The organism is Haloferax denitrificans ATCC 35960 (assembly GCF_000337795.1).
GTDB classification, from domain to species: domain Archaea; phylum Halobacteriota; class Halobacteria; order Halobacteriales; family Haloferacaceae; genus Haloferax; species Haloferax denitrificans.
This window is the reverse complement of record NZ_AOLP01000014.1, coordinates 1-26,291: the sequence shown is the minus strand read 5'-3', so window position 1 is coordinate 26,291 and position 26,291 is coordinate 1. Positions and strand designations below refer to the sequence as shown.

The 26,291-nt window shown below is 68.6% G+C and carries 29 protein-coding genes and 1 pseudogene; 19 read left to right on the top strand and 11 right to left on the bottom strand.

The genetic code is table 11. The annotated features are described in order from the left end of the window. The first annotated feature begins 460 nt into the window (after positions 1-460). The gene (locus C438_RS13030) at positions 461-931 is read left to right on the top strand and encodes an SRPBCC family protein (protein ID WP_083900007.1); all 471 of its coding nucleotides are present in this window, start codon (positions 461-463) and stop codon (positions 929-931) included. Positions 932-948: 17 nt separating this feature from the next. Here the strand turns inward: C438_RS13030 and C438_RS13025 are convergent, their stop codons facing one another. The 3 genes from C438_RS13025 to C438_RS13015 all read right to left on the bottom strand — a co-directional run bounded on the left by C438_RS13025 (position 949) and on the right by C438_RS13015 (position 2,936). Further along, positions 949-1,602, bottom strand: a complete 654-nt coding sequence (locus tag C438_RS13025; RefSeq protein WP_004969925.1) for a hypothetical protein — start codon at positions 1,600-1,602, stop codon at positions 949-951. A gap of 94 nt (positions 1,603-1,696) precedes the next feature. Continuing rightward, on the bottom strand, positions 1,697-2,278 hold the full coding sequence (locus C438_RS13020) for a flavin reductase family protein (protein ID WP_004969924.1): 582 nt from the start codon (positions 2,276-2,278) through the stop codon (positions 1,697-1,699). 226 nt (positions 2,279-2,504) lie between these two features. Next, positions 2,505-2,936, bottom strand: a complete 432-nt coding sequence (locus C438_RS13015; RefSeq protein ID WP_004969923.1) for a DoxX family protein — start codon at positions 2,934-2,936, stop codon at positions 2,505-2,507. Positions 2,937-3,305: 369 nt separating this feature from the next. On the opposite strand from C438_RS13015, the gene C438_RS13010 reads away from it, so the two are divergent. The 3 genes and pseudogenes from C438_RS13010 to C438_RS13000 all read left to right on the top strand — a co-directional run bounded on the left by C438_RS13010 (position 3,306) and on the right by C438_RS13000 (position 5,643). Continuing rightward, entirely contained in the window at positions 3,306-3,983 is a 678-nt protein-coding gene (locus C438_RS13010; RefSeq protein ID WP_004969922.1) for a winged helix-turn-helix domain-containing protein, read from the top strand. Between the two features lie 39 nt (positions 3,984-4,022). After that, a pseudogene (locus tag C438_RS13005) lies at positions 4,023-4,840 on the top strand (DUF429 domain-containing protein). Positions 4,841-5,199: 359 nt separating this feature from the next. Then, positions 5,200-5,643 carry a hypothetical protein gene (locus tag C438_RS13000; RefSeq protein WP_004969920.1) on the top strand — a complete coding sequence of 148 codons (444 nt, stop codon included), beginning with the start codon at positions 5,200-5,202 and terminating at the stop codon, positions 5,641-5,643. Positions 5,644-5,656: 13 nt separating this feature from the next. Here C438_RS13000 and C438_RS12995 read toward each other — a convergent pair whose 3' ends face one another. Continuing rightward, entirely contained in the window at positions 5,657-5,896 is a 240-nt protein-coding gene (locus C438_RS12995; protein WP_004969919.1) for a hypothetical protein, read from the bottom strand. A 76-nt stretch (positions 5,897-5,972) separates the two neighbouring features. Continuing rightward, entirely contained in the window at positions 5,973-6,257 is a 285-nt protein-coding gene (locus tag C438_RS12990; RefSeq protein ID WP_004969918.1) for an acylphosphatase, read from the bottom strand. A gap of 177 nt (positions 6,258-6,434) precedes the next feature. Between C438_RS12990 and C438_RS12985 the strand changes: the two genes are divergently transcribed. The 6 genes from C438_RS12985 (at position 6,435) to C438_RS12960 (ending at position 14,864) form a co-directional block, all read left to right on the top strand. Beyond that, positions 6,435-7,796 (top strand): phosphopentomutase/phosphoglucosamine mutase, encoded by a 1,362-nt coding sequence (locus tag C438_RS12985; protein WP_004969917.1) that lies wholly within the window; start codon positions 6,435-6,437, stop codon positions 7,794-7,796. Positions 7,797-8,018: 222 nt separating this feature from the next. Continuing rightward, the gene (locus tag C438_RS12980; protein WP_004969916.1) at positions 8,019-9,149 is read left to right on the top strand and encodes a BMP family lipoprotein; all 1,131 of its coding nucleotides are present in this window, start codon (positions 8,019-8,021) and stop codon (positions 9,147-9,149) included. 224 nt (positions 9,150-9,373) lie between these two features. Next, positions 9,374-10,933 (top strand): ABC transporter ATP-binding protein, encoded by a 1,560-nt coding sequence (locus tag C438_RS12975; RefSeq protein WP_004969915.1) that lies wholly within the window; start codon positions 9,374-9,376, stop codon positions 10,931-10,933. Continuing rightward, positions 10,930-12,189 carry an ABC transporter permease gene (locus tag C438_RS12970; RefSeq protein ID WP_004969914.1) on the top strand — a complete coding sequence of 420 codons (1,260 nt, stop codon included), beginning with the start codon at positions 10,930-10,932 and terminating at the stop codon, positions 12,187-12,189. Before C438_RS12975 ends, C438_RS12970 begins: the two co-directional genes overlap by 4 nt. Next, the gene (locus C438_RS12965) at positions 12,186-13,289 is read left to right on the top strand and encodes an ABC transporter permease (RefSeq protein WP_004969913.1); all 1,104 of its coding nucleotides are present in this window, start codon (positions 12,186-12,188) and stop codon (positions 13,287-13,289) included. The genes C438_RS12970 and C438_RS12965 overlap by 4 nt, the downstream gene beginning before the upstream one ends. A 159-nt stretch (positions 13,290-13,448) precedes the next feature. Continuing rightward, positions 13,449-14,864, top strand: a complete 1,416-nt coding sequence (locus tag C438_RS12960; protein WP_004969912.1) for a geranylgeranyl reductase family protein — start codon at positions 13,449-13,451, stop codon at positions 14,862-14,864. On the opposite strand, the gene C438_RS12955 is transcribed toward C438_RS12960, so the two are convergent. Next, positions 14,839-16,080, bottom strand: a complete 1,242-nt coding sequence (locus tag C438_RS12955) for a sensor histidine kinase (protein WP_004969911.1) — start codon at positions 16,078-16,080, stop codon at positions 14,839-14,841. The two genes, C438_RS12960 and C438_RS12955, sit on opposite strands and share 26 nt — an antisense overlap. A 147-nt stretch (positions 16,081-16,227) precedes the next feature. Further along, entirely contained in the window at positions 16,228-17,511 is a 1,284-nt protein-coding gene (locus C438_RS12950; protein WP_049918041.1) for an amidohydrolase, read from the bottom strand. A 128-nt stretch (positions 17,512-17,639) separates the two neighbouring features. Between C438_RS12950 and C438_RS12945 the strand changes: the two genes are divergently transcribed. Then, positions 17,640-19,190, top strand: coding sequence for a Na+/H+ antiporter NhaC family protein (locus C438_RS12945; protein WP_004969909.1), 1,551 nt, complete (start codon positions 17,640-17,642; stop codon positions 19,188-19,190). Next, the gene (locus C438_RS12940) at positions 19,187-19,450 is read left to right on the top strand and encodes a DUF7513 family protein (RefSeq protein ID WP_004969908.1); all 264 of its coding nucleotides are present in this window, start codon (positions 19,187-19,189) and stop codon (positions 19,448-19,450) included. The genes C438_RS12945 and C438_RS12940 overlap by 4 nt, the downstream gene beginning before the upstream one ends. Positions 19,451-19,513: 63 nt before the next feature. Here the strand turns inward: C438_RS12940 and C438_RS12935 are convergent, their stop codons facing one another. Then, positions 19,514-19,843: an uS10/mL48 family ribosomal protein gene (locus C438_RS12935; protein ID WP_004969907.1), complete on the bottom strand. Its 330-nt coding sequence runs from the start codon at positions 19,841-19,843 to the stop codon at positions 19,514-19,516. 158 nt (positions 19,844-20,001) lie between these two features. Here C438_RS12935 and C438_RS12930 point away from each other — a divergent pair, with 158 nt between their 5' ends. The 3 genes from C438_RS12930 to C438_RS12920 all read left to right on the top strand — a co-directional run bounded on the left by C438_RS12930 (position 20,002) and on the right by C438_RS12920 (position 22,265). Next, a complete protein-coding gene (locus tag C438_RS12930) occupies positions 20,002-20,457 on the top strand; it encodes a bis(5'-nucleosyl)-tetraphosphatase (protein WP_004043548.1) in 456 nt (151 codons plus the stop codon). Positions 20,458-20,635: 178 nt separating this feature from the next. Beyond that, a complete protein-coding gene (locus tag C438_RS12925) occupies positions 20,636-21,640 on the top strand; it encodes a DUF5787 family protein (protein ID WP_049918054.1) in 1,005 nt (334 codons plus the stop codon). A gap of 25 nt (positions 21,641-21,665) precedes the next feature. Continuing rightward, positions 21,666-22,265, top strand: a complete 600-nt coding sequence (locus C438_RS12920; protein ID WP_004969905.1) for a class I SAM-dependent methyltransferase — start codon at positions 21,666-21,668, stop codon at positions 22,263-22,265. Positions 22,266-22,281: 16 nt separating this feature from the next. Here the strand turns inward: C438_RS12920 and C438_RS12915 are convergent, their stop codons facing one another. Continuing rightward, positions 22,282-22,782, bottom strand: a complete 501-nt coding sequence (locus C438_RS12915; RefSeq protein WP_004969904.1) for a DUF5797 family protein — start codon at positions 22,780-22,782, stop codon at positions 22,282-22,284. 99 nt (positions 22,783-22,881) lie between these two features. On the opposite strand from C438_RS12915, the gene C438_RS12910 reads away from it, so the two are divergent. The 4 genes from C438_RS12910 to C438_RS12895 all read left to right on the top strand — a co-directional run bounded on the left by C438_RS12910 (position 22,882) and on the right by C438_RS12895 (position 25,132). Continuing rightward, positions 22,882-23,655 (top strand): enoyl-CoA hydratase/isomerase family protein, encoded by a 774-nt coding sequence (locus tag C438_RS12910; protein ID WP_004969903.1) that lies wholly within the window; start codon positions 22,882-22,884, stop codon positions 23,653-23,655. A 123-nt stretch (positions 23,656-23,778) separates the two neighbouring features. Then, positions 23,779-24,036 carry a hypothetical protein gene (locus C438_RS12905; RefSeq protein ID WP_004969902.1) on the top strand — a complete coding sequence of 86 codons (258 nt, stop codon included), beginning with the start codon at positions 23,779-23,781 and terminating at the stop codon, positions 24,034-24,036. Between the two features lie 117 nt (positions 24,037-24,153). Next, positions 24,154-24,474, top strand: coding sequence for a transcription factor S (locus C438_RS12900; RefSeq protein WP_008574128.1), 321 nt, complete (start codon positions 24,154-24,156; stop codon positions 24,472-24,474). 40 nt (positions 24,475-24,514) lie between these two features. After that, positions 24,515-25,132 carry a DUF6517 family protein gene (locus tag C438_RS12895; protein ID WP_004969901.1) on the top strand — a complete coding sequence of 206 codons (618 nt, stop codon included), beginning with the start codon at positions 24,515-24,517 and terminating at the stop codon, positions 25,130-25,132. A 49-nt stretch (positions 25,133-25,181) separates the two neighbouring features. On the opposite strand, the gene C438_RS12890 is transcribed toward C438_RS12895, so the two are convergent. Then, positions 25,182-25,907 carry a tRNA (adenine-N1)-methyltransferase gene (locus C438_RS12890; protein WP_004969900.1) on the bottom strand — a complete coding sequence of 242 codons (726 nt, stop codon included), beginning with the start codon at positions 25,905-25,907 and terminating at the stop codon, positions 25,182-25,184. Beyond that, the coding region (locus C438_RS12885; RefSeq protein WP_004969899.1) for a nascent polypeptide-associated complex protein at positions 25,904-26,291 on the bottom strand (388 nt) is incomplete at its 5' end. The genes C438_RS12890 and C438_RS12885, both read right to left, overlap by 4 nt.

Sequence of the window (26,291 nt, the reverse complement as noted above, 5' to 3'; positions counted from 1 at the left end):
AGTCGAGTTCGATGCAGTCGGTCGTTGGGTTACGCGGGTAATTCGGTTACGCGGGTAACCGTCTCGTGTGTTGCTGTATCGTGATTGCGTTGTTGGGTTGGCGTCGAGTAGTTGGCTGGTGGTCGGGTTCGATGCGGGTGGTTCGTTACGGTGCGGGTGGTTCGTTACGGTGCGGGTGGTTCGTTACGGTTCGATTGGTCGGTCGAATTCGATGCGGGTGGTTCGTTTGCTGTTCGTCGCGTCGGCCGAGTCCGGCCGCCTACTCTGTGGACTCGGATTCGTGTCCTCGCTCCCAGACGTTCGTGACGCTCTCGCCTGTCGGCGGCGTGTGGCTGACGTCTCGCATCGTCTTCGGGCGGTCACTTGTGTTGCTCATGTGTTGCCTTGGTAGTTGCTACCACGGTCCGAGGATAAAGATTTCGGCGATGTTATATTACGACTTATTAGCATACTAGGTCGTATGAGGGGCGCGTCGAATCGGACCCGAACGCGGGTGGAGCGAACGCCTGACGGGCGGCGTCTGGTCGTCTCGCGGCGGGTTTCGGCTCCCGCGACGGCGGCGTGGGACGTGTTGGTGTCGGTCGCCGACTGGCCAGACTGGGGACCGAGCGTGTCGGGCGTCCGCGGCGTCGACGGGCGAATCGTGGCGGGGGACCGCGGCGAGGTCCGCGTCGCCGGCGTCTGGGTCCCGTTCGGTATCGAGACGTGCGACGACGAGACCCGTCGGTGGACGTGGCGCGTGGCCGGCGTTCCCGCGACGGGGCATCGCGTGGAGCCGGTCGGACCCGACCGGTGTGCGGTGGCGTTCGAAGTCCCCGTGCTCGCGGGGCCGTACGCCGCCGTCTGTGCGGTCGCGCTTCGCAGAATCGAGCGACTCGCAGAGCGGCGCGCTCGCGGGCGAGATTGGTCGCGGGCGAGACAGAGTGAGTGACTGACCCCGAACGCCGTTCAGAGCGGCCCGAACAGGACGAGCGCGGCGACGACCGCCACCACGACGACGGCGGCGACGAGGAACGCGAGTCCCCGACCGGAACCGGCGTCCTCGGCTTCGTCAGCCTCGGCCGCGGCGCGGGCTTCTTCGGCGTCTATCTCGTCGAGAATCTCCTCGAACTCCGGTTCGTGCGGCTCGTGATACTCGTCGATGATGTCCTCGTCGAGGCCGGCGTCTTCGAGCGCGTCCACGAGGTCGGGAAGCGCCACGAGGTCGATGGGGCGTTCGACCTCGTCGGGGTCGACGAGAAGGGCGCGGTCGCCGTCCTCGTCGGGCTCGTCGAGCTGTTCGTCGGTGGCGAACGCGAGCGCGAGCGTCTCCGCGGCCCGCTCTTCGTCGCCGGTCGTCAGGAGCGTCCCGTCGACGCCGCGGCCGTCACAGCGCTCGGCGAACGCCTCGACGCTCCGGGCGTCGAACGCGGCTTCAACGTCTATCCAGACGACTTCGGCCGGCTGTGACTCCCCGTCCGGGGCCGCAAACAGGAACGTCCGCCCGTCGCGGACGCTCCGTTTCGTCCGCTCCCCGCGGGCCGCGCGGACCCGCTCGACGACGGTCGCCGCGTCGTCAGTATCGAGAAACGAGAGCACGCTCGACAACGACACGTCGCTCATTGTTCAGACAGACCGCGTATCCCGTGATAAACCTTCGCGCCCCATTATCAGTTTATGATAACTGGGGGCGCGAGAGCTGTTTCGTCGGAACGGGCTAGTCCGGGCGGACGAGCTCGAACCGGTCGTCGGTCGTCGCGTACTCGTTGCCCGCGAGTCGGCCGACCGCGTCGAGTTTCCGCGTGTCGAGTTTGCCGTCGGTCAGCACCTCGTCGGCGACGTGTGCGTGGACGACCTCGCCGAGGACGAGCGTCGAGGAGCCGACTTCCATGCTGTCGTAGAGGGTGCACTCGAAGGCGACTTTGGCGTCGGCGACGCGCGGGGCGTCGACGCGGACGGCCTCGGCTTTCTCGATGCCGGCGTGGTCGAACTCGTCGACGCCCGAGGGGACCGTCGCGGCGGTCTCGTTCATCGCTTCCACGAGGTCGCGGGTGACCACGTTGACGACGAACTCGCCGCGCGAGATGGCGTTTCGCGGCGTGTCCTTCAGCGACGGTCCGCGGCCGACCGGCGCGAAGACGACGACCGGTGGGTCGACGCTGGCGACGGTGGAGAAACTGTACGGCGCGAGGTTGTCGGCGTCGTCGCCGCGGGTGCTCACCCACGCGATGGGGCGGGGCACCACAGCCCCGGAAAGCAGGCGGTACGGCGAGCCGAAGGCGTCGGGCGCGCCGTCCATCAGCGACTCGCCTCCGCGGGCGGGCGCGGTCGGCTACTCGGCAGGCGACGAGGGCGTGTCGAATCCGGTATTGCGTCGGTCACGAATGGATGTGTGGTGGGTTCGGAGGCCGATGAATCTGTGGGAGAGCGTCGGCTCGGGTGTTGGTGTCGGTTCGGTGTCGGCGTCGGTTCGGGTGTTCTGTCGGGTTCGTGTCGGAACTCGCGCCGCGGCCCCGTCGGCGGGGTTAGAACAGCGTCAGGCCGATGGCGTAGGACCACGTCGTCCCGCTGAGCGCGAGGAAGACGAGCGCGCCGCCGAGCATGACGACGTTCTTCAGGAAGCCGGTCATCTCGGACTCCTGTTGGTCCTCGGGGACCGCCCAGAAGTTGTGGAACACCGGCGTCCCGACCACGAGGAAGACGGCGACGGCACCGGCGGCGAGCGCGGGGAAGACGCCGAGGACGATACCGAGCCCGCCGAAGACGAGCATCCCGCCGGAGACGACGACGCCGAGGCGGGGTGCCGGCAGGCCCTTCATCTCCGCGTAGCCGGTCATGTGGTCGAGGTTCAGGAAGTGGTTGAGCCCCATGAACGCGAGCACCGCGCCGAAGAGGACGCGCGCGAGGAGGAACGCGACGTCCGCGCCCGGGGAGGCGAACTGGAGCGCGACGCTCATCTCGGCACCTCCGTCGCGGCGGTGGTCGTGTGGCGGTCCGTCGTCCGGAGTACTACTAACATTGCGTTACCTGGTACGAGGCCGAACCGATATATACGTTTGCTGATATGAGTGTTACCGGGTAACCGTTCGGGTATCCGGTTACACGGGCGTCACTCGGGGATTCACACGTCTGGACAAGTACATTCAACCGGTGCCGACTTCGTCTCATCTGAGGCGATAGGGTGCCCAGTCGTTTCGTTCTCAACGCATATATGGTACGTATATGGTAGTATTGTCCGACCCTCGAAAGATATACCCCGCTTGGCACTGCATATCATCACGGGACGTGTCAATCATGATGAAAACGACCAGCGGAGAGTCTCATTTATGACCGAGACGTGGGATTCCGCGGGGTACATTGCGAGTTCACGGTACCGGCTGGCCGTCTGTCGGTATCTCTCGGAACACGGTTCGGGACTTCCCTCCCGAATCGCCGCCGAGACCGACCTCGCACAGCCGCACGTGTCCCGGGCGCTCTCCGAACTTCGGGAGCGGGGCATCGTCGAACTGTTGGTGCCGGAGTCACAGCAGAAAGGGAGGCTCTACGGGCTGACGGACCTCGGCGAACTCGCCTACGAACGCGTCGCGCTCGACCGGGAGGCGGACGTTACCGTCGTCGAAGCGGGCGAGTTCCCCGCGCCGGAACTGTCTTCCGAGTTACAGGACGCGTACGGGGACGCGCTCCGGGCGATTGCGTGGTGCGAGCCGGTTCAGACGCGGATTCGGTTCTTCGGGCAGTCGCTTCTCGACCGCTACGACGAGGACACCGTCAAGACGCTCGTTGCGACGCTCACGAACGAGGAGGCCATCGACCAGCCGCTCGAAGACCTGCCGGTGGGGACGCCGGAACTCGTCGCGTTCGCCATCGACGACGTGCTCATCGTCAGGGTGCCGCTCGACGACGGCGTGAAACTGCTCGTCTCGCTCGACGCGAGTATCGACGTGACGCTCGGCGAACTCCGCGACTCCTGTCGACGGCTGACGGCCGTGGTCCTCGACTCCTAGCCCCTGGGTTTTCTCTCGCTCGACGACGTAGCTCGACTCGTGTCACAGCGACGCTTTTCGCCCGTCGTCGGCGTCGACGGCTGTCGGTCTGGCTGGGTGTGCGCCGTCGCCGTCGCCGCCGCCGACGGCCTCTCGGTCCGACTCGTCGCCGACTTCGCCGCCGTCTGGGACCTCGCCCGCGAGCGCGACGCCGCGCGAGTGCTCGTCGACATCCCTATCGGCTTGCCCGACGCCGCCCGCCGGGCGTGCGACCGCGAGGCCCGCGAGCGACTCGGCTCCCGCGCCGCCACCGTCTTTTCGCGCCCGTCAGGGCCGCCCTCGACGCCGACTCCCACGAGGCGGCCAGCGCGGCGAACCGCGAGCGGACCGGGTCGGGACTCTCGATTCAGGCGTGGCACCTCGTGCCCAAAATCCGCGAGGTCGACGCCGTCCTCCGGGAATCGTCGCGCGCCCGACAGCGCGTGTTCGAGTCCCATCCCGAACTCGCGTTCGCCGCGTTCGCCGGCGAACCCCTCTCGGAACCGAAATCGACGCCCGAGGGCCGTGACCGCCGCCTCGACGTACTCAGGACGGCGTTCGCTGGAAACGAGGTCTCCGGGGACGGCGGCGACAGTTCGGAAGCCGACGCGACCGACCAGTCAGAGTTCGACGCCGAGCGCGCCTACCGCGAGACGCTGGACCGAACGCTCCGCCGCGACGTGGCCCGCGACGACGTGCTTGACGCGCTCGTTCTCGCCGCCGCGGCCCGACGGCCCCTCGCGTCGCTCCCGAGCGACCCGCCGACGGACGCCGTCGGACTGGAGATGGCGATTCGCGTCCCGGTGGTCGCTTTCTCCCGCCGGACACTCCCTGATTGACAATCATGCATAACTAACTCCAGAATATTGAAACACACTAGTATATAGTCAACAATAGTGTGTGGTATTCTCAGGGGAGAAGATATTTATGCACGGTGTTCAATCGAATAGATGGCGTGGCCACTGTCGCCACCACAGAATACCCAGCCCAGCCCAATGCGTGATTCAGTGCCAGCACGCAGTCGGCCGCGCCTCCCGCTGCCTCTACTCGGGTTCGACGACCCCGCCCCGGGCTCGAACCCGACCGTTTCCACGCCCCGAGCGTCCGCCTCGGTCGGCGCTTCGCTCTGTTCTCGCCCGATTTCGAGCGCCGGGTCTCCGGCCCGAAGCTACATCTGCGACCCATCCTAACCCCGCGTATGTACACCGGCAGGACGGACCAGCCCTGCTGTCTCTGCGACGACCCGAAGACCGTCGCCCGAATCGCGGTCCCCCCGCGGGCGGTGACGCTCATGGAGAACGCCGCGCCCATCGCGTGGCGCGACATCGTCGGCGACGTGACGCTCCAGTTCTGCGAGAGCGACTGGGAGCTCGTCGCCGAGTTGGTCTTGGACCTCGGCATGCACCCGCTCTCGCGGTGTAACGTCGCCCGCGCGGACTTCAGCATCCGCGAGGACTTCGAGGCGCTTCTGAACAGCACCCGCGACGAGCCCGACCAGACCGAACAGGAAGACCGCATGCTCGCCGAGGCCCGCGCCGTCATCGACGACTCTGACGACCCCATGGTCGAGGAACGCGACCTCGTGGAGGCTCACGTCGTGGTCTGGGCGATGGCCGAACTCGGCGTCGACCGACCCGCGTGAGTCGCGCCCGCGTTCACGCGCCGGTTCCGACGCCGAACAGCCGCGTCGACCCCCACATGAGCACGACGATGCCGACGATGAAGACCGCGAGCGCCGCCATCATCGGAAACGGGGCGAGCGACGGCCCGGCGAAAAACGGCCCGCGGACGATGAGAAACGCGGTGCCCGCCGCGAGGCCGAGTCCGACGCTCGTCACGAGCGAAAAAAACAGTCTGGCGACGCCGATTCCCCGCGTGTCGTTCCGAAAGCGCATGGGGACAGGTCCCCCGAACCCCGCTTGAACGATTTGGCCGTCTCGTTGATGTTATCGGTCGGTTGTCGGGTTCCCGTCAGCGCTCGACGCGGAAGCCGGTCTCGCCGTCCGGCTCCTCGTAGGTGACGTCCACGTCCTCGACGGTCGCCATCGGACTCCCCTCGTGGCACCACTCGACCATCGCCTCCACGTCGTCGCGGGGGCCCTCGAAGACGGCCTCGACGCGGCCGTCGGCGAGGTTTTTCACCCACCCGTCGACGCCGCGGTCGCGGGCGGTGTCGCGGGTCGTCGCCCGGTAGTAGACGCCTTGGACGTGGCCCGAGACGTAGACGTGCGCGCGAGTTCGACCGTGTTCGCTCATGGCTCCCGCTTCGTCCCCCGGCGTCAAAGGCGTGCTGTCTCGGGCGGTCGGTTCCTCGGGGAGCCGGCTCCCCGAGCGACCGTCTCCGCGGTCGTCGCCGCCACCGACCCGTGCGCCCGCCTCGCACGCATCTCCCGAACCGTCAGCATCTAAGTACGACCCCGCCAACGCTGGACTATGGAACTTTTCGGCACCGCCGGCATCCGCGGGAGCGCGACGGAGCGAGTGACGCCGGAACTCGCCCTCAGCGTCGGCCGCGCCGCCGGCCTCGCCGCGCTCGAATCGGACGGGTCCGCCGAGTTCGTCGTCGGCCGCGACGGACGCACGACCGGACAGGGCCTCGTCGCCGCCGTCGAGGCCGGTCTGCTCTCCGCGGGCGCTGACGTGACCCGCGTGGGCGTCGTCCCGACGCCGGCGCTCGCGTTCGCTTCGCGGGGCCGCCGCGGCGTCATGCTCACGGCCTCGCACAACCCCCCGACGGACAACGGCATCAAGATGTTCGTCGACGGACAGGAGTACGACCGCGACCTCGAACGCGACATCGAGACGCGGGTCGAAGCGGGCGCGACCCCGGCCGACTGGGACGACTGGGGCGCGGCCGGGACGAGCGGCGTCCTCGACGCCTACCGCGACGCAATCGTCGAGTTCGCCGGCCGGCACGGAGCCGACCTCGACGGCCTCTCCGTCGCCGTCGACTGCGGCAACGGCATGTCCGCGCTCGGCACGCCGCAGGTCCTCCGCGACCTCGGCGCGCGCGTCGTCACGCTCAACGGGCAGATAGACGGCCACTTCCCCGGCCGCGAGTCGAAGCCGACGCCCGAGACGCTCGCGGACCTCATCGCGTTCGTCGCCGACGGCGACTTCGACTTCGGCATCGGCCACGACGGCGACGCCGACCGCATCGTCATCATCGACGGAAACGGCGAAGTCGTCCACGAGGACACCGTCATCGCCATCGTCGCCGAGCACTACGTCCGCGTCTCCGACGCCGACGACCCGGTCGTGGTCACGACGCCGAACGCCTCGGGCCGCATCGACGAGCGGGTCCGCGAGGCCGGGGGGCGCGTCGAGCGCGTCCGCCTCGGCGCGCTCCACGAGGGCATCGCCAGCGCCCGCGCCGGCGGCGGCGACGTGGTGTTCGCGGCCGAGCCGTGGAAGCACATCCACCCGTCGTTCGGCGGGTGGATAGACGGCATCGCCTCGGCGGCGCTCATCGCCCGTCTCGCCGCCGAGTCCGGCATGGCCGGCCTGCGCGAGCCGGTCACGGAGCGCCCGTACCGCAAGGTGAGCGTCCCCTGCCCCGACGAGAAAAAACGGGCGGCGATGGCGGCGCTCGAAAGCTCGCTCCCGGACGCGATGGACCCCGAGTCGGTCGACACCGAGTACGGCGTCCGACTGGAGTTCGCCGACGCGTCGTGGACGCTGGTCCGCCCGTCGGGGACCGAGCCCTACATCCGGGTGTACGCTGAGGCCGACGACGTGGACGCGCTCGTCGACGAGGTGACGGCCGTCGTCGAGGGCGAAATCGAGGACGCCTGAGGGGGCACCGGGGCAGGTAATCGAGGACGCCTGAGCGGGTACCGAGGCGGGTTCGACCCGTCGCGCGCGCGACCCGTCGCGGCGCGAGTTCGACGTCCGCAGAGGTGAACCGCGGTCCCGTCCCCGTCGATTTGCAAACGTGGTGATGCGACGCCGCTGAAACCGCGAAACGACACCTTTATGCAATTTTCGCGGCCCCTGTCTCAATAGGAGTTCATAGATATGGACAGACGTTCTTTTGTCAAAGCGGCAGGGGTCGCGGGTATCGCGGGCCTCGCAGGTTGTACGGGCGGTCCGTCCGAGGGGAGCGAAGACACGACGGCGACGACGACCGAGTCGTCCGGCGGCGAGGAGACCACGGCGGCCGAGCAGACGACCGAGTCGTCCGGCCCGTCGGCCAACGTCGGCATGGTCTACGCGCTCGGCGGTCTCGGTGACAAGTCGTTCAACGACGCCGCGAAGCGCGGCATCGAGCAGGCGGAGTCCGAACTCGGTATCGCCTACGACGAGGCTCAGCCCTCGGCGGCGGAGGAGTTCCCGCAGTTCCAGCGCCGGTTCGCACAGTCGTCGAACCCGGACTACGACCTCGTGTCGTGTATCGGCTACGCACAGCGCTCCGCGCTGGAGGAGACGGCGCCGAACTTCTCGGACCAGAACTTCATGCTCGTCGACGACGTCGTCGACGAGGACAACGTGGCGAGCTACCTGTTCCGCGAGGAACAGGGTTCGTTCCAGGTCGGCTACCTCGCCGGTCTGCTCACGACGCAGGAGTTCTCGGCCGGAGCCGGCTCGACGACGCCGGATTCGAGCAACGTCGGCTTCGTCGGCGGCACCGAGACCGAACTCATCCGCAAGTTCCAAGCCGGCTTCGAGGCGGGCGTCCACCACGCGGACGAGAGCATCACCGTCGACGCGGCCTACGTCGGGTCGTTCTCCGACTCCGCGCAGGGGAAGGAAATCGCCACGTCGATGTACGACAACGGCGCGGACATCGTCTACCACGCGGCCGGCGGTAGCGGTCTCGGCGTCTTCCAGGCGGCGAGCGAGCAGGGGAAGTTCGCCATCGGCGTCGACTCCGACCAGTCGCAGACCGAGCCGAACTACGCCGACGTCATCCTCGCGTCGATGGTCAAGCGCGTCGAGTCGGCGGTGTACACCTCCGTCGAGAACGTCGTCAACGACGAGTTCAACGGCGGCACCACGACGACGCTCGGCCTCGAAGAGGACGGCGTCGCCGCCGTCTACGGCGCGGAGCTCGGCTCCGAAATCCCGCAGGACGTCAAGGACGCCCTCTCGGAGTCCCGCGACGCCATCATCGCCGGCGACATCGACGTGCCGACGACGCCCGAGTAATCCCGCGACCCGATACTCGCATTTCTTTCGACGCCGCGTCCCGAGCGACGACATCCGAGAAGAGGGAGTTAATATTGCCGGTTCCGCACCGCGCGTAGTCGAACATGCCCGCGGGTTGAACAGTTCGAACTCCCCGATAACCGCCGCGACGCTCCGTGTGGACCACTCCCGCGTCGACTCGAATCCCACGAGTTTAAGCGAACCCCCCCGAAAAAAGGGTCAAGATGAGCACCGCTGTTCATCTCGACGAAATCACAAAACGGTTCCCCGGCGTCGTGGCGAACGACGACGTGGACCTGACCGTCGAGCGCGGCACGGTGCACGCACTTCTGGGAGAGAACGGGGCCGGCAAGACGACGTTGATGAACATCCTCTACGGGCTCTACGAACCCACTGAGGGGACCGTCCACGTGGACGGGAGAGCGCGGGACTTCGACTCCCCCGCGGACGCTATCGACGCCGGAATCGGTATGATTCACCAGCACTTCATGCTGGTCGACCCCATGACGGTCGCCGAGAACATCGTCCTCGGCAACGAACCGCGCAAGTGGTTCGGCACGACCGTCGACCGGGAGCGCGCGCGCCAAGAGGTCATCGACCTCTCGAACCGATACGGATTCGACGTGGACCCCGACGACGCCATCGAGGACGTGAGCGTCGGCGTTCAACAGCGCGTCGAGATTCTGAAAGCACTCTACCGCGGGGCGGACATCCTCATTCTGGACGAGCCCACCGCGGTCCTCACCCCGCAGGAGGTCGAAGAGCTGTTCCGCGTCTTCGAGGAGCTGACCGCACAGGGGAAGACGATTATCTTCATCAGCCACAAGCTCGGGGAGGCGATGCACGCCGCCGACGACATCACCGTCCTCCGAAACGGGAAGAACGTCGGCACCGTCAAGGCTGACGAGACCTCCAACGAGGAACTCGCCGAGCTGATGGTCGGCCGCGAGGTCCTCCTCGAACCGAAGGCCGAACCGCAGGAGCCGGGCGACGAGGTGCTCGCGGTGCGGAACCTCTCGGCGGAGGACAACCGCGGCATCCCCGCCGTCTCCGACGTGTCGTTCGACATCCGCGAGGGCGAGGTGTTCGGCGTCGCCGGCGTCGACGGCAACGGCCAGTCGCAGTTGGTCGAAGCCATCACCGGCCTGCGGACGCCGACGGAGGGCTCGATTTCCTACAAGGGCCGGGACGTCACCGACGCCTCGCGTCGCTCCCGCATCGACGACGGGATGGCGTACATCCCCGAGGACCGACACGAGCGCGGGCTCGTGATGGACTTCGACCTCGTCCAAAACGGCATCCTCGGGAGCCAGCACAGCCCGACGTTCGCCGCCGACGGCCGGATACACTGGTCCGACGCGCGCGACCACGCGGAGCGAATCATCGACGAGTACGACGTTCGACCGCCGCACGCCGACGCCGACGCGGAGTCCTTCTCCGGCGGCAACCAACAGAAGTTCATCGTCGGCCGCGAGTTCGAACGCGAACCGGACCTCGTCGTCGCCACCCACCCGACCCGCGGCGTGGACATCGGCGCGATGGAGTTCATCCACGAGCGGCTCTTGGACCTCCGAGCGGAGGGGAAGGCGGTTCTCCTCGTCTCCTCGAAGCTCGACGAGGTGCAGGGCCTCTCGGACCGCCTCGGCGTCATGCACGACGGCGAACTCATGGACATCGTAGACCCACGCAACACCACCGAAGAAGAGATCGGCCTGCTCATGGCCGGCGAACGCCCCGACGCCGACGCGACCGACGCGGAACCGCCCGTGGGTGACGCCAAATGAGCGCGACCGAGAACGCGAAGGCCGTCCTCCGGCGGCTGACGGCCGCCTCCGCGACCGAGCGCATCCTCATCAGCTTCGCCGCGCTCGTTTTGGCCGTGCTCGTCGGCGCGGTCATCATCCTCGTCTCCGGCCGCATCACGACGTGTCAGACCGCGGCGACGACGCTGTTCGGCACCGGCTTCTGTTACGACCCCGTCGAGGTGTACCTCGTGCTGTTCAACGGGGCGCTCGGCGAGCCGTTCCTCCTGAACGACCCCGCGCTGTTCAACCCCGGCTGGAACCCGCTGAACTTCGGGCTCGCGCTCACGCTCAAGGAGACGACGCTCCTCATCTTCACCGGCCTCTCGGTCGCCGTCTCCTTCCGCGCGGGCCTGTTCAACATCGGGACGCAGGGACAGCTCGTCCTCGGCGGCCTCGCCACGGCGCTGTTTTCCTTCTTCGTCGCGCCGGCGCTCCCGTCCGGCCTCGTCGGCGGCCTCGTCCTGATTCCGCTCGCCGTCATCGTCGGCGCGCTCGTCGGCGGCCTCTACGGCGCGATTCCGGGCGCGCTCAAGGCGTACGCCGACGCCAACGAGGTCATCACGACCATCATGCTGAACTTCATCGCCGCGCAGATCGCGTTCGTCCTCGTCAGCGAGTTCTTCTCGAACCCCGACTCGCAGGTCGTCGAGACGACGCCGCTTCCCGGTTGGGCGACGCTCCTCCCGGTGGCGTTCCCGCAGGGGGGCGACTTCTCGATTCTCGCGCTCGCGTTCGGCCTCGCGCTCGTCGTCGGCGTCTGGTTCCTGCTCGAACAGACCTCCTTCGGGTACGACCTCCGGACGAGCGGCGAACAGCCCGAAGCCGCCGAGTACGGCGGCGTCGACGCCAAGCGAACGACCGTCACGAGCATGTTCCTCTCCGGCGCGCTCGGCGGCATGGGCGGTGCCATCTGGGTGCTCATGGTCATGGGCAAGTGGCAGGCCGGCGTCCCCGCGCTCGGGTTCGACGGCATCACCGTCTCCATCCTCGCGGGGAACAACCCGTTCGGCGTCGTCCCGGCGGCGCTCCTGTTCGGGACGCTCAAATCGGGCTCCCTCGCGGTCCAGTTCGGGACCGGCGTCCCGAAACAGCTCGTCGGCGTCCTCCGCGGTCTCATCATCCTGTTCGTCGCGATGCCCGAGTTCTTCCGCATGCTCGGCTCCGCCATCGACCTCGAACCGGACCGCGAGACCGTGGCCACGGACGGCGGCGCTCTCGGAGGTGACGACGAATGAGTACGACCACCATCGACCGACTCCGCGACACCGAACTGTCTTACAGAGCGACGCTCGCCGGCGGGGCGCTGAGCGTCTTTCTGCTCATCGCACTGCTCGGCCTCGCCTTCCCGAGCAGTATCTGGGGCAACCTCCTCGCCATCCTCACCAGTCGGAGCACGCTCTCGTCGGCGCTCCGGCTCTCGGTTCCCATCACCTTCGCCGCGCTCGGCGGTATCTTCTCCGAGAAGGCCGGCGTGGTGAACATCGGGCTGGAGGGACTGCTCATCATCTCGGCGTTCACCGCGGTCATCACGACGGCCGTCGTCGGCCCGGAGATGACCGTCGTCGGCCTGCCGGCCATCTGGATCGGCTTCTTCGCCGGCGTCCTCTCGTCGGTGCTGTTCTCGGCGCTGTTCGCCGTGGTCTGCATCCGGTTCAAGGCCGACCAGATTATCGCCGGCCTCGCCGTCTGGCTCATCGCGCTCGGCCTCGCGCCGTTCGCGGCGACCGTCTACTACGGCGGCGTCAACACCGACAACCTCGGGACGACCCTCGGGACGTGGACGGTTCCCGTCCTCTCGGACATCCCGTTTTTCGGCGCGCTGTTCGACGCCGACCCCGCGGTGTACATGATGCTCGTCGCGGTCCCGGCGTCGTGGTACGTCCTGAACCGCACGGCGTTCGGCCGCCACGTCCGCGCGTCCGGCGAGAACCCCAAGGCGCTCGACACCGTCGGCGTCGACGTGAGCCGCGTCCGCTACGCGGGCGTGCTCCTCTCGGGCTTCCTCGCCGGCATCGGCGGCTCCGCGCTGTCGCTCGGTCTCGGCCAGTTCGTCGGGAACAACCAGACGATGGTCAACGGGAAGGGCTTTATCGCCATCGTGGCGTTCCTCTTCGGGAACTACAACCCCGTCGGCGCGTTCGGCGCGTCGTTCCTCTTCGCGGGGCTGGAGGCCGCCCAGATTCGCCTCCAGCAGGTCCCCGGCTACGGCGTTCCCGACTCGCTCATCCAGACGATTCCGTACGTGACGGTCCTCGTCGTCCTCGCGCTCGTCGGCCGCACCCGCATCCCGGCCGCCTCGGGCGAGCACTACGACACCGGCGACGACAACCGCTGAGCGACTCGGAACCTCGGGTTTCCGTTTTCTCTTGCCTCTCTTCCCCGGTTTCTCCCCGTCGAGCGTCGCATCCCGGCTGGGCCGGTTCTCCGCCGGAGTCGCCCCGCGCGGTCGGTGCGGGAGTAAAGAGTTTTCAGCCCGCGATATGGAGGTGATACCATGTCCACAGACGAGAACGACACCGCCGGGGACTCCTCGGCGAGCCCACGGACCCAGTCCGTGGACGTGGTGGTCGTCGGCGCGGGAACCTCCGGCTGTTACGCCGCCGCCACCATCGCGAACGCGGGCTACGACGTGACCATCGTCGAGCGAAAGCCCGCGGAGGAAGCGGGCCACATCGCCTGCGGCGACGCCCTGAAGGGCGCTGACGCCTTCCCCGAGGCGATTCCGAAGTCGAAAATCGAGCCCGCGTTCACCAACACCGAGGTGGACCACGGCCGCTTCGAGATTCCGCAGGAGGACACCGTCCTCGACATCCCGGTCCCCGGCGAACTCGCCGTCATCGACCGCTGGGAGTACGGTCGGCTCATCATCGAGGGCGCGGAGGAAGCCGGCGCGGAACTCCACTACGACACGGTCGTCCAAGACGTGACACAGGACGACGACGGCACCGTCACCGGCATCGTCGGCAAACACGACGGCGAGGTCGTCGAGTACGACGCCGACATCGTCATCGACGGCGCGGGCTCGCTGTCGCTCCTCCAAGACAAGGTTGACTTCGCCGGGACCACCTTCGACACGAACGTCTCCTACCAGCACTTCTCGTCGGCGTACCGCGAGGTCGTCGAGGTCCCCGAGCCCGTCGAGTGGTCGGACGCGCTCGTGTTCAAGCCCGCCGAGGTCGCCGCGGGCTACGTCTGGTACTTCCCGCGGACGGAGACGACCATCAACGCCGGTCTCGGCTTCCAGATGACAGAAGAGCCGATGAAGCTCGTCGACGACCTGAAGAAAGACCTCCGGGAGCGTCCCGAGTTCGAGGGCGCGGAGGTCATCGACAAGCTCGGTGCCGCGCTCCCGACCCGTCGGCCCTACGACTCGGCGACCGCGCCGGGCTACATGGCCGTCGGCGACGCCGCGGCCCACGTCAACCCGACGACCGGCGGCGGCATCGCCGGCGCGGCCTACGCCGGGAAGTACGCCGGCGAGCAGGCCGCAATCGCGCTCGAAGCCGGCGACGTGAGCGAGGAGACGCTGTGGCGCTACAACCAGCGCGTCATGGACCACTTCGGCGGCCGCTACGCCAGCCTCGACGTGTACAACATCCTCTCGACCGCCGTCGACGTGGACGACCTGATGGGCCTCATCGCCTCCATCCCCGGCGAGAAGCTGGCGGAGGCGCTCTACTCCGGGACGACCTCGTTCGGCCCGGTCCTCCTCGCGCAGACCGCGGCGTCGAGCTACGGCCACTGGAGCCAGATTTACGAGTTCTTCAAAGTCAAGCGCCTCGCCGACGAACTGCTGGCTCACTACGGCCGCTATCCGAGTCGGCCGAGCGCCCTCGAAGGCTGGAAGGTCGAGCGGGACCGCATCATGGACGACATCTACGAACTCACCGGCGCGGACCCGAAGTACTGACCTCGGACTCCGCCGCGAACGAGACGCCTCGGAACTCGAACCGCGCGCCACCGTTTTCGCCGGTCGTCGCCGTCACCTCCCAGCCGTGAGCGTCGGCGACGCCGGCGACGATGGCGAGGCCGAGACCGGTCCCCTTCGTATCGGTGCTGTAGCCCGACTCGAAGATTCGGTCTTGTTCTTCCGGCGGGATGCCGGGGCCGTCGTCTTCGACGAAAAAGCCGTCTTCGAGCGGGCCGACGCGGACGTTGACGCCCGGCGTCCCCCCGTCGGCGTCGGCCACCGCACGGCGGCCGCCCGCGCCCGCCGGTCCCGTGTCGGCGGTGACGGCCGACTGGTCGCTCCGGTCGCCGCGCTCCGCGGTCTCGTCGGGGGAGTCCCGACGGTCCGTGGAACCGTGTTCCACAGCATCGCCGGGAGCATCCCGGCGGCCCGTCGAGCCGTGTTCGACGGAGTTCCGAAACAGGTTCTCGAAGACGGCGGTGAGTCGCCCCCGGTCGGCGAGCAGTCTCGCGTCGGCCTCGACGGTGAGTCCCGACGCCCCGAGGCTGGTGTTCGTCACCGCGTCGGCGGCCACGGTGGCGAGGCTGACGGGCTCGACGTCGCCGACCGACTCGCCGACGCGGGCGAGCTGGAGCACGTCCTGAATGAGCGCCTCCATCCGGTCGTGGGCCTCGGCGACCGTCGAGAGGTGGTCGGTCCCGTGGCCCTCGCGGGCGAGTTCGAGTCGCATCTGGGCGACGTTCAGCGGGTTGCGGAGGTCGTGGGTGACGACCGACGCGAACTGGTCGAGCCGCTCGTTGCGGCGGCGCAGGTCCGTCTCGCGGGCGTCGCGGTGGGTCGACCACCGGACTGCGCCGACCACGAGCGCGACCGAGCCGACGAGGAGCGTCCCGTCTTCGAAGACGAGCGTGACCGCCTCGGGCTGGGTGACGAGCTCGTCGACCGCGTCGGTGACGGCGTAGACGGCGAACAGCGCGGTCCCGGCGTACAGCGGCCGCCAGACCGCCTGCACGTCGCGGACGCCGCTGACGACGAACGCGCCGGCGAGGGGAATCGGAACCAGAAGCAACTCCACGGCGAACCGGAGCCAGCGAACCTCGGGGCTGTGGGGGAAGACGGCGACTTGGACGACCGCGACGCCGACGGCGATGCCGACGACTGCGAGACCCGGACGCAGGTCTGTGTCTTCGGTCGATTCACCGCCGAGGAACCCCATCGCTGGCGGCTATGCACGGGGGGGACAAATAACCGCTGGCGGTTCGTCGGGGCGATTCGGGCGACAGTGTGCCGTCTCCGTCGCGGTAACGCGGTCGGAGGTGGCTCGAACGACGCGCTCGGCGCGTCTCAGGGGCCTTCGCTCGGCTCAGGGACGCTCGGCCGCGATTCGCTCGACGCTCCCGGCGAGCACGTCGACCGCGATGCGGATGGTCTCTTCGTCCACGTCGAACGTCCGGGTGTGGTGGCCGCCGGGGTGGTCCGTGCCGACGCCGACGTAGGCCGCGAGGCCGCCGCGGTCCTGCACGCGTTGCATGAGGTACGTCGCGTCCTCGCTCCCGCCGAGTTCGTCGCGGTCGAGGATGGAGGTGACGCCCTCGACGCCCTCGCTCACGCCGCCGACGATGGCCGCGAGCGCGTCGTCGCTCCGGGCGCTCGGGGCCTTGCCCTCGACGTTGATTTCGACCTCGCAGTCGTGCATGGCGGCCGCGGACTCGATGATAGTGTGGGCGCGGCCCTCGACGTACTCCATGAGTTCCGTCGTCGCGCCGCGCACCTCGCCTTCGATGAACGCCTCTTCGGCGACGATGTTCGTGGCGGTGCCGCCGCCCATCAGGCCGACGTTGACGCGGGTCGCCCCGTCGGAGTGTCGGGAGATGCCGTAGAGGTTCTGGGTGGCCGTCGCGGCCGCGAGGTTCGCGTTCTTCCCCTCCTCGGGTTTCGCGCCCGCGTGGGCCGGCGCGCCGGTGAACTCGGCGCGGAAGTGCGAGACCGCGAGGAAGCCGTCGATGCCGCAGACGACCTCGCCGGTCGGGTGGTCGAGACCGACGTGGACCGCGAGCAGGTAGTCCACGTCGTCGAGGTGGCCGCCCTCGGCGACGGCCTTGCCGCCGGCGACCTGCTCTTCGCTCGGCTGGAAGAACACCTTGAACGTCCCCTCGAAGTCGGAGTCGATGACGGCGTCGAGGACGCCGAGCCCGATGGTCGCGTGGGCGTCGTGCCCGCAGGCGTGCATGAATCCCTCGTTCTCGGAGCGGAAGCCCTCGGCGGCCGGGAGGTGGTCGTCGGCCTCTGACTCGGGGATGGGGAGCGCGTCGATGTCGACGCGGAGGCCGACGGTCGGGCCCTCGCCGCGTTCGACGACCGCGACCGCGCCGGTGTAGCCGCCGGCGAGACGGTCGAGCACGTCCTCGCGCGCGCCGGCCTCGCGGGCCCGCTCGAACCACGCGTCGAGGTCTTCGTCGTCGGGGACGGCCATGCGCTCGTCGGCGTCGAGCGTCTCGGGGCCGACGTAGAGCGCGTCGAGGTCGCGCGTCTCCAGCTCGTCGACGAGGCGGGCGGTGGTGTAGAACTCGCACCACGCGGGCTCGGGGTGGCGGTGCAGGTCGCGGCGAAGCGAGACGAGGTCGTCCATCGTCGCTCGGTTGCTCATGTCTGGACTCTTTTTTCCCGGCGATGATAAACGCTCCCGACAGGTCGTGGCCGAGAAACGCAACTTTGGAAGAAATAGTTGGAGGAAATTCGTGCCTATTATATCCCCCAGTCAATCTCTGACAAACGATGCCAGAAGAACCGGACATCGAGCTCAGTTTCCGTGGCGGGCGCCTCGTAAGTGCCTTGCCCATCGCCCTGTTCATCGCGTGGGCGATTTTCCAGAGCGGTATCCTCGGTATCGGCGATACGACCGGCCTCGTCGCGGGGATGCTGACAGGACTCATCGTGGGACTGCTGTTCGTCCGGGGAGACTGGAAGGACTACGCGGACGTCATCTTCGCCGGCATGACCCGCCGGGTCGCCGCGACCGCGGTCGTCGCGTGGCTCTGGGCGGGCATGTTCGCCGAGACGATTCAGGTCGGCGGCTTCGTCGACGGCCTCGTCTGGGCGGCCACGGTCCTGAACGTCGGGCCGGGGCTGTTCCCGGCGGTGACATTCCTGCTCGCGGCGCTGTTGGCGACCGGTATCGGTACCGGGTACGGCACCGCAATCGCCTTCACGAGCCTCGTCTTCCCGGCGGGGCTCCTCCTCGGCGCGAACCCCGTGTTGCTGTTCGGCGCGATTCTCTCCGGCGCGGTGTTCGGAGACAACCTCGCGCCCGTCAGCGACACCACCATCGTCTCCGCGGTCACGCAGGACGCCGACATCGGCGGCGTCGTCGCGTCCCGCGTGAAGTACGCCGTCGTCGCGGCGGCGCTCGCAATCGCGGCGTATCTCGTCGCCGGCTTCGGTATCCCCGGCGTCTGGGGCGGGATGCCGCACGTCGACGTGGCCGGCGAGGTCTCGGCGTCGGTGTCGCCGTGGGGGCTCGTCCACCTGCTCGACATCGCCCTCGTCATCGTCCTCGCCGTCCGCGGCCGGCACATCATCGAGGCCGTCTCGTGGGGTCTGCTCCTCGCGGCGGCGTTCAACGTCGCGCTCGGCGCGGCGAACCTCGTGGACGTGTCGGCCGGGAGCATGCTCCTGTTCAGCGCGCCGCAGAACGGTCTCACGCAGGCGGTCGAGGCGCTTCCGCTCCTCGGGGCCGTCGTCGAGACCGTCCCCGCGGGACAGGTCGGCGTCGGCGGGAGCGTCTACTCCGGCGCGGCCGGCTTCTTCCCGCTTATCGTCCTGACGCTCTTGCTCGTCGCGGGCGCGGAAATCATGCGCGCCGGCGGCGGCTTCGACGCGATTCAGGAACTCGTCATCGACCGCGTCGCCACGACGGTCCGCCGCGCGGAGACCACGATGGTCGTCGGCACGGCGCTCGTCAACGCGACAGTCACCATCAACACGGCGGCCGAAATCGCCATCGCGCCCTACATCGCCACGCTCGGCAAGCGCTTCAACATCAACGGCTACCGCCGCGCCAACATCCTCGACGCCAACACCTCGGCGCTCGGCTACATCTTCCCGTGGGGCGGCGGCCTGCTCGCCGGCTACGGGGCCATGCAGGGGCTCGTCGGCGGCGAGGCGACGCCGTGGTTCACGGCCGAGATGCTCGTGAACCCCGCGTCGGTCTTCCCGTACGTGTTCCACGGCTGGTTCCTCGTGGCGGTGTTCCTGTTCGCCGCGTGGACCGGCTACGGCCGCGAGTACGTCTCCGACCGCACGAGCGAGGAGGTGAGCCGCGTATGAGCCGCCTCGACAAGCTCTTGGCCGGCTGGACGTTCCGCACCGCGACGCCGACGTTCGAACCCGGCGAGGTCATCACGGCCTACGTCAGCGAGCGCAACGGCGACGGCCTCACCGTCCGCATCGGCGACTCGGTCATCCGGGTCGAAGACGGCGGCGACGCGGCCGTCGAAGACAAGGTTCGGCTGGAGGTCACGTCGTTCGACGCGACCAACCACGTCGGCACCGGCGACGTGGTCGAACTGCTCGGCCCGGACGCCTGAGCGACCGCAGAGACCGGAGGAAAAGCGGGGACCCGCGTCGTTTTTCGCGTTCCGCGGCCGCCGTCAGCGACGGTGGCCGAGCGGCTTTTTCTGTTCGACTTCGATTTCGAGGTGGACGCTGTCGGGGAACTCCTTGAGGCCGACTTCGCGGGCGATCTGGTCCGCGCCGTGGATTTCGAGCCGACGGGTGTAGACGGGGTAGGACCACGACGAGAACTGGTCGCCGGGCTGGAGCGTCCGGTACTGCGGGACGCTCACCTGTTTCGGCTGGTCGGAGTGGGGGCCGCGGCACTCCGCGCCCTTCCGCTCGATGAACTGCTTGAGGTCGTCGACCACTCGGTCGAGGACCGCCTTATCACCGCTTTGAAAGGTGAGTTTTGTGACGAAGGCCATAGCTGGGTACTACTCCTTGTTGCACGCTCCGACGGTAAAAGCGCATCTACACGAACCGGTGACTCGGGGCCCCACGCCCCGAATCCCGAGTGAAAAACCGTGCGAACGCGCTACAGGCTCCGATACCCTCTTAAAGGGTGGCACGTTTATTTCGGGTAATGGCAGTCGAAGCGGTCAGCGCTGGAGCCATTCTCTTCCGCGACACCCGCGGCCGGAGGGAGTACTTACTCCTGAAGAGCCGTCCCGGGGACTGGGAGTTCCCGAAGGGCGGGGTCGAAGGGGACGAGGAGCTTCAGCAAACGGCAATCAGGGAGGTCAAAGAGGAGGCTGGAATCCAAGATTTCCGCCTCATCGACGGCTTCCGCGAGGACTACAGCTACGTCTTCGAGGCGAACGGTACGACGATTCACAAGACGGTCCACCTCTTTATCGCGCGCTCGTTCGAGGCGTCCGCGGAGCTCTCGACGGAGCACCGCGACCTCCAGTGGCGCGACTACGAGCAGGCCATCAACACCATCACGCAGGACGGCCCCCGCGAGATATTCGAGCGCGCCCACGAGTTCCTCGACGACCTCGCCGCGAAAAACGAGGGCGAACACAAGTACCTGAAGTAGCGTCGGTCGGTTCGGCCGACGCCCGAGACGCGACACCCGCGAGCGACAGCGCCGCGAGTCGGCGCGGGCGACGCGGGCGTTGCGGGCGGCGACACCCGCGGCATCGTCTGTGTCGTCGGGCCGGACGCCGAAGCCACCCGACCGAAACGCCTTCGGCTTCCCGCCGCAACTCCCGGTCGTGAGCGACGCCGCCGACCGTGACCGCGACCGCGACCGCGACCGCGACCCCGAGTTCGCCTTCGAGCTACGGGTCTGCCGCTGGGCCGAGCGCGCGTGGCACCCCGACGGCCCGCGCCCCGCGTTCGTCGCCCGACAGCTCGGCACCCGCGAGCGCCGCTGGGACACCGTCGTCGTCGAGGTCGACCCCGAGGCGTTCGCCGCGCGTCGCGCCCTCTCGACCGACGGCTTCGACTCGGACCTGTTGCGCGTCGTCCGCCACGCGCCCGCGGAGTGGGCGTGGTACAGAGACGCCGTCCCCGAACCCGACTTTCCGTGGCGACACGTCGTGCCCGCGGTCCACCGCGCCGCGGGGCTCGGACTGGTCGAGAAACGCCGCGGCTCGCGGAACCGCGTCGAGTACCGGCGGACCGCGCCGTACCCCGACTGGGTCGAGCGCGTCGTCGCCATCGAGAACAAGCCGGACCTCGACGCCAGCGCCGCCCGCGCGCTCGCCGACCAACTCGACCACGACGTGTCGCGGGCGCTCGCCGACGAGGTCTGGGTCGCCACCGAGGTGACGGGTCGGCGGGTCGAACCCGCCCTGCTGGAGGACCTCCCGGTCGAAGTCGGCATCCTCGGCGTCGACGGCGACGCCGCGGAGGTGCTGTGGCACCCGAGTTCGCTCTCGCCCGACCCGGCGGACGCCCGGCGGCGACTCGTCCTCGCCGAGCGCGCCTACGACCGCGGCTGGCGGAACTACGTGGACACGATGCGGCCCGACTGCCGGCAGTTCGAACTCGACCGGCGCGGCCGGGCGCTCGTCCCCCGGTGCGCCGCGAAAGACTGCTATCAGAGCCAGCGCGAGTGCGCGCACTCGTGTCCGTCGTTCGAACCGGAGCCGCCGGCGTGGCGGATGCAGGGCTGGCCCATCGAGGGCGGCCCCGGCAAGGGCGTCCGCCGGATTCTGGAGGCGCGGCGCGAGCGCGCCAGAGACCGCGCCGAACGGGGCAGTGAGAACGCCTAAATTCGAGCCCCGCTGACCGAGCGATATGGAACGATTCCAGAACACGAGCCTGCCGGACTGGGACTGGTGGGGCAAGCTCTGGCCGACGCCGGGCGAGACGCTTCGGGACCTCGGCCTGTCGGCGGGCGACGCCGTCGTCGAAATCGGCTGTGGAAACGGCTACTTCGCGCTCCCCGCGGCGCGAATCGTCGCGCCGGCCGCGGTGTACGCGGTCGACCTCGACGACGGACTGCTCGCGGAACTCGACCACCTCGCCGCCCAGCAACGCATCGACAACGTGGTATCGGTCCGCGGCGACGCCCGCGAGCTATCGACGCATCTCCCCGACTTCGTCGACGTGGCGCTGTTCGCCAACGCGTTCCACGGGGTCGACGACCCCGAGGAGTTCCTGACGGAAGTCGAGTCGGTCCTCGCCGACGGCGGCCGGTTCGTCGTCGTCAACTGGCGGCCGCTCCCCCGAGCGGAGACGACCGTCGCGGGCGAGCCTCGCGGCCCGCCGACCGACCTGCGCCTCGGACCGGAAGAGACCGCGGCGATGGTCGAAGAGGCGACCGACCTCGCGGTGACGGCGGAACTCGACATCCCGCCGTACCACTACGCGCTGGTGTTCGAGCGGCGCGAATAGAGACGGCGGCGGGCGGTTAGACGACTTCCACGTCGACCTCGTCGCGCTCGACGGCGAGGCGGAACGTGGGGACGGTCCGGTAGACGACCTCGATGACGCCCTTGCGGCGGAGGCTCTGGAGCGCGCGGCGCACGTCGTCAACGTCGGGGTCGATGTCGAACTCCTCGCGGAGCTTGTTGAGGACGCTGACGACGCTCTCGGAGCGCTCGTCGGGGCCGGCGACGACCTCGAAGACGCGGGCTTCGAGCGAGGGGACGCGGATGACGCTCGGCACGGATTCGGCCTCGTCGTCGCCCTCGACGCCGGGTTCGACACCGACGAGTTCGGCGGCCTCGGCCGTCGCGCGGATGAGGCTGTTGTCGTCGCGGTAGTAGTAGTCTTTCAGCTCGGATTCGAGGTAGCGGTGGACCTCGCTCCCGCTTTCGAGGTCCCAGCGGTTCTGTAACTCCTTGTTCTTCGTCGGCTGGAGCCGGACGATGTCGGCGAGGCGTTCTTTCGCCTCGTCGGAGAGCGTCATATCGGTGGATTCGACGGAGGGGGTATAACGTTGTTCTGGATTCTTCAGCGCGACCGCGAAACGTTAATTATTATCCCTGTCCCTCGCGTCGCCCCGAGTATGAGCTGGGACACCCTCCGACTCGACTGGGACGGCGACGTGGCGACCATCACCATCGACCGCCCCGAGCAGATGAACGCGCTCAACGCGGACACGCTCGACGCGCTCGAAGACGCGCTCGACGAGGTCGAAGCCGAGGGCGCGCGGGTGGTCGTCCTCACCGGCGCGGGCGAGAAGTCGTTCATCGCGGGCGCGGACATCGGCTACATGAAGGACATCGGAACACCCGCCGCGCAGAACTACGCCGAGCAGGGCCACCGCATCGCGACGCGCCTGGAGGAGTTCCCCGCGCCGACCGTCGCGGCCATCAACGGCTACGCCTTCGGCGGCGGCATGGAACTCGCGCTGGCGTGTGACCTCCGGGTCGCCTCCGAGCGCGCGCTCCTCGGGCAGACCGAAATCGACCTCGGCATCACGCCCGGCTGGGGCGGGAACGTCCGCCTGCCCGCGCTCGTCGGCGACGAGGTCGCGCGACGGCTCATCTTCTTCGGCGAGCGCGTCGACGCCAGCGACGCCCACGAGTACGGCATCGTCGGCGAGGTCGTTGCCCACGACCAGCTCGAATCGCACGTCGAGGACCTCGCCGCCGAGCTCGCGTCGAAGCCGCGACACGCCCTCGCGGGCGCGAAAGCCGCCATCAACATGTCTCACGACGCGCCGCGTGACGCCGCGCTCGACTTCGAGGCCCGCGTCTGGAGCGGCCTGTTCGGCACCCACGACCAGCGCGAGGGGATGGAGGCCTTCCTCGACAAGCGCGACCCCGACTTCGAATAGGAAACGGGCGGGGAGCTCCTTTTCGACGGCGTAATTGGTAACTCAGCCCCGATTCCCCTCCGCCGTAGCCGTGCTAGCACGGCTCCTGCAACTGCTAAGGCGTTGCATGTATAATGAATAATCGTGACAGAAACCATCACGCTCGGCCGCGTCGAATCCCTCCTCGAAGACCTCTCGTACCCGGTCTCTCGTCGGGACGCCGCGACCTCCCTCGACGGTGTGACGGTGCTCATGGCCGACGGAAACGCCGACCTCGGTGAGTTGGTCGGAAACTGCCTCACGGCCGAGTTCGCCGACGCGAAGGACCTGTACTACGAACTGAACAACGCGATGCCCATCGAGGCGCTCGGCGAACCGGGGCAGTCCGACGGCGACGCCTGAGTCGCCCGTTTCGACCCGGTTCAGTCGCTCGCTTCGCGCCGGCCTTTTTCAGCGCTCACCCCGCGAGCGCGGCGCAATCCTGACGCTTAAGTCCTTCAAGCGGTAGGACGTACTATCATGGAGTTTTGCGACGACTGCGGGTCCCTGATGACGCCGCAAGACGGCGTCTGGGTCTGTCCGAACGGCCACGAGAAAGCGCGCGACAGCGAAAAGGAAAAATCGATGGTCACGACCGAGGGCCAGGAGTCCAGCGAGGTCGTCGACATGTCCGACGTGGACAACGCCGACATCGGCCCGACGACGAAGGCCATCTGCCCGAAGTGCGGCCACGACGTGGCGCGCTACGAGATGAAGCAGATTCGCTCGGCCGACGAGTCCGAGACGCGTTTCTTCACCTGCGTCGAGTGCGACCACAAGTGGCGCGAAGACGACCACTGAGCGACTCGCCTTTTTCAGCCCTCCGTCCGTAACGCGGGGTATGGCCGACGCGCTCGCCCCGCCGACCTTCCCGTCGCTTGAGGGGTGGGTCCGCGTCGACGACGCGACCGACCGCCCGTTCGAACTCGGCCCCGTCAGCGTCGTCGCCCGGACGGTCGTCTACGAGGACGCCGCCATCCGCGAGCGCGTGCCGGCGGCCGCCGACGGCCCGTGGCGTTTTCTGTTCGCCAGCCGCCTCGAAATCCGGCCGCACACGCCGCCGTCGAAGGCGCTGACGAAACTGGTCGGCAAGCGCGCGAGCGCCGGTTTCCGGTCGCGCCTCGAAGCCCGCGGCTTCTCGGACGTTCGGCGCGTCGAGTCGCGGACGCTCCGGGTTCGGGTCGGCGGCGGTGGCGACCGCGACCAGCGCGACGACGCGACCGAAGCCGAGGCCGACGTGGTTCGCTACGCCGCGACCGTCGAGCTCGCCGGGGTCGAACTCGCGGCCGACGCCTACCTCGCGGTGACGCCGGTCGACGGCGAGTTCCTCCTGACCGGCGGCGCGTACCCCCGCGAGGTCCGCGGCGGTGATGGGGAGACGGCCGCGGCGCTCCGCGAGGCAATCGACCCCGAACGCTTCAGAGAAGAGCTGTTTCGCGTGATTCGCCGCGTCGGGTGAGGCGACACGGGCGGGCCGAAAGAGAGTGGCCCGCTCGCGTCGGACTCGCTCACTCGTTGCGGGCGAACACGAGGTAGCCGGTGTGGCCGACGCCGGCGGTCGAGGGGCGCGACCCCCGGTCGTTGAAGTCCATGTGGCGCTGAATCGTCTCGAACGTCTCCACGTCCGAGAGGCCGACCTCTCTGGCGGCTTCGACGGCCGCGCGCGTGCCCTCCACGAACGGGGAGTAGACGGCGACGTAGCCGCCGGTCACGAGCAGGTCGGGCGCGTGCCGGACGACCTCGGGCGCGTTCTCGGTGTCGAGGGTGAGCGCGTCGAACTTCGAGTCCGCGAGGTCGTCGACCTCGTCGGTGATGTCGCCGGTGCGAACGTCGACGCGTTCTTCGACGCCGGCGAGTCGCATGTTCTCGCGGGCCACGTCGGCGAACTCGGCGTCGCGTTCGAACGTCGTCACGTCGACGCCGAGGCGACCGAGGTACGCCGAGAGGACGCCCGTGCCGGTCCCCGCGTCGAGGACGCGCTCGCCGGCCGCGATGCCCGTGTGGCCGACGATGAGGCCGATGTCTCGCGGCATCATCGGCGCGCCGGTGCGCTCGAAGTGGTTGAAGAGGTCCGGGCCGCGCGGCTCGCGGACGAGGAACTCCTCGCCGATGTGGGTTTCGAGAGTCTGGCCGGCCTCCACGTCCTCGGGGACGGTGAGCATCCCGAGGTCGGTGTGAAGCTCGTCGCCGGGCGCCCGGAGGTACTCCCGGTCGCCGTGGACGAGGAGTATCACTCCAGTCGCGCGATGGCCGCGGCGAGGTCGCCGTCTTCGGCCTCCAGCGCTTCGCGGGCCTCGTCCTCGGGGACGCCGGCGCGCTGGGCCACGATGGCCACGTCGTCGGCCGGGATGGCGTCGGCGGCCCCGGCGGCCTCAGCGGACTCGTCGCCGCCGTCGTTGCCGTCGTCGCCGGCACCGAGTTCGCGCGTCTCGGGCTCGCCGACGATCTGGTACGTCTCCTGGCCCTGCGCGTCCATGCGCGTGACCTGCGCGTCGCTGAAGACGAGTTCCTCGTCGGCCGTCTTGATGACGACTTCCTCGGCATCGAGCTCCGTCACGTCGATGCCCATCTGCTTCATCATCTGCTTCATCTTTCGCGGGTTCATCCCGCCGCCTCCA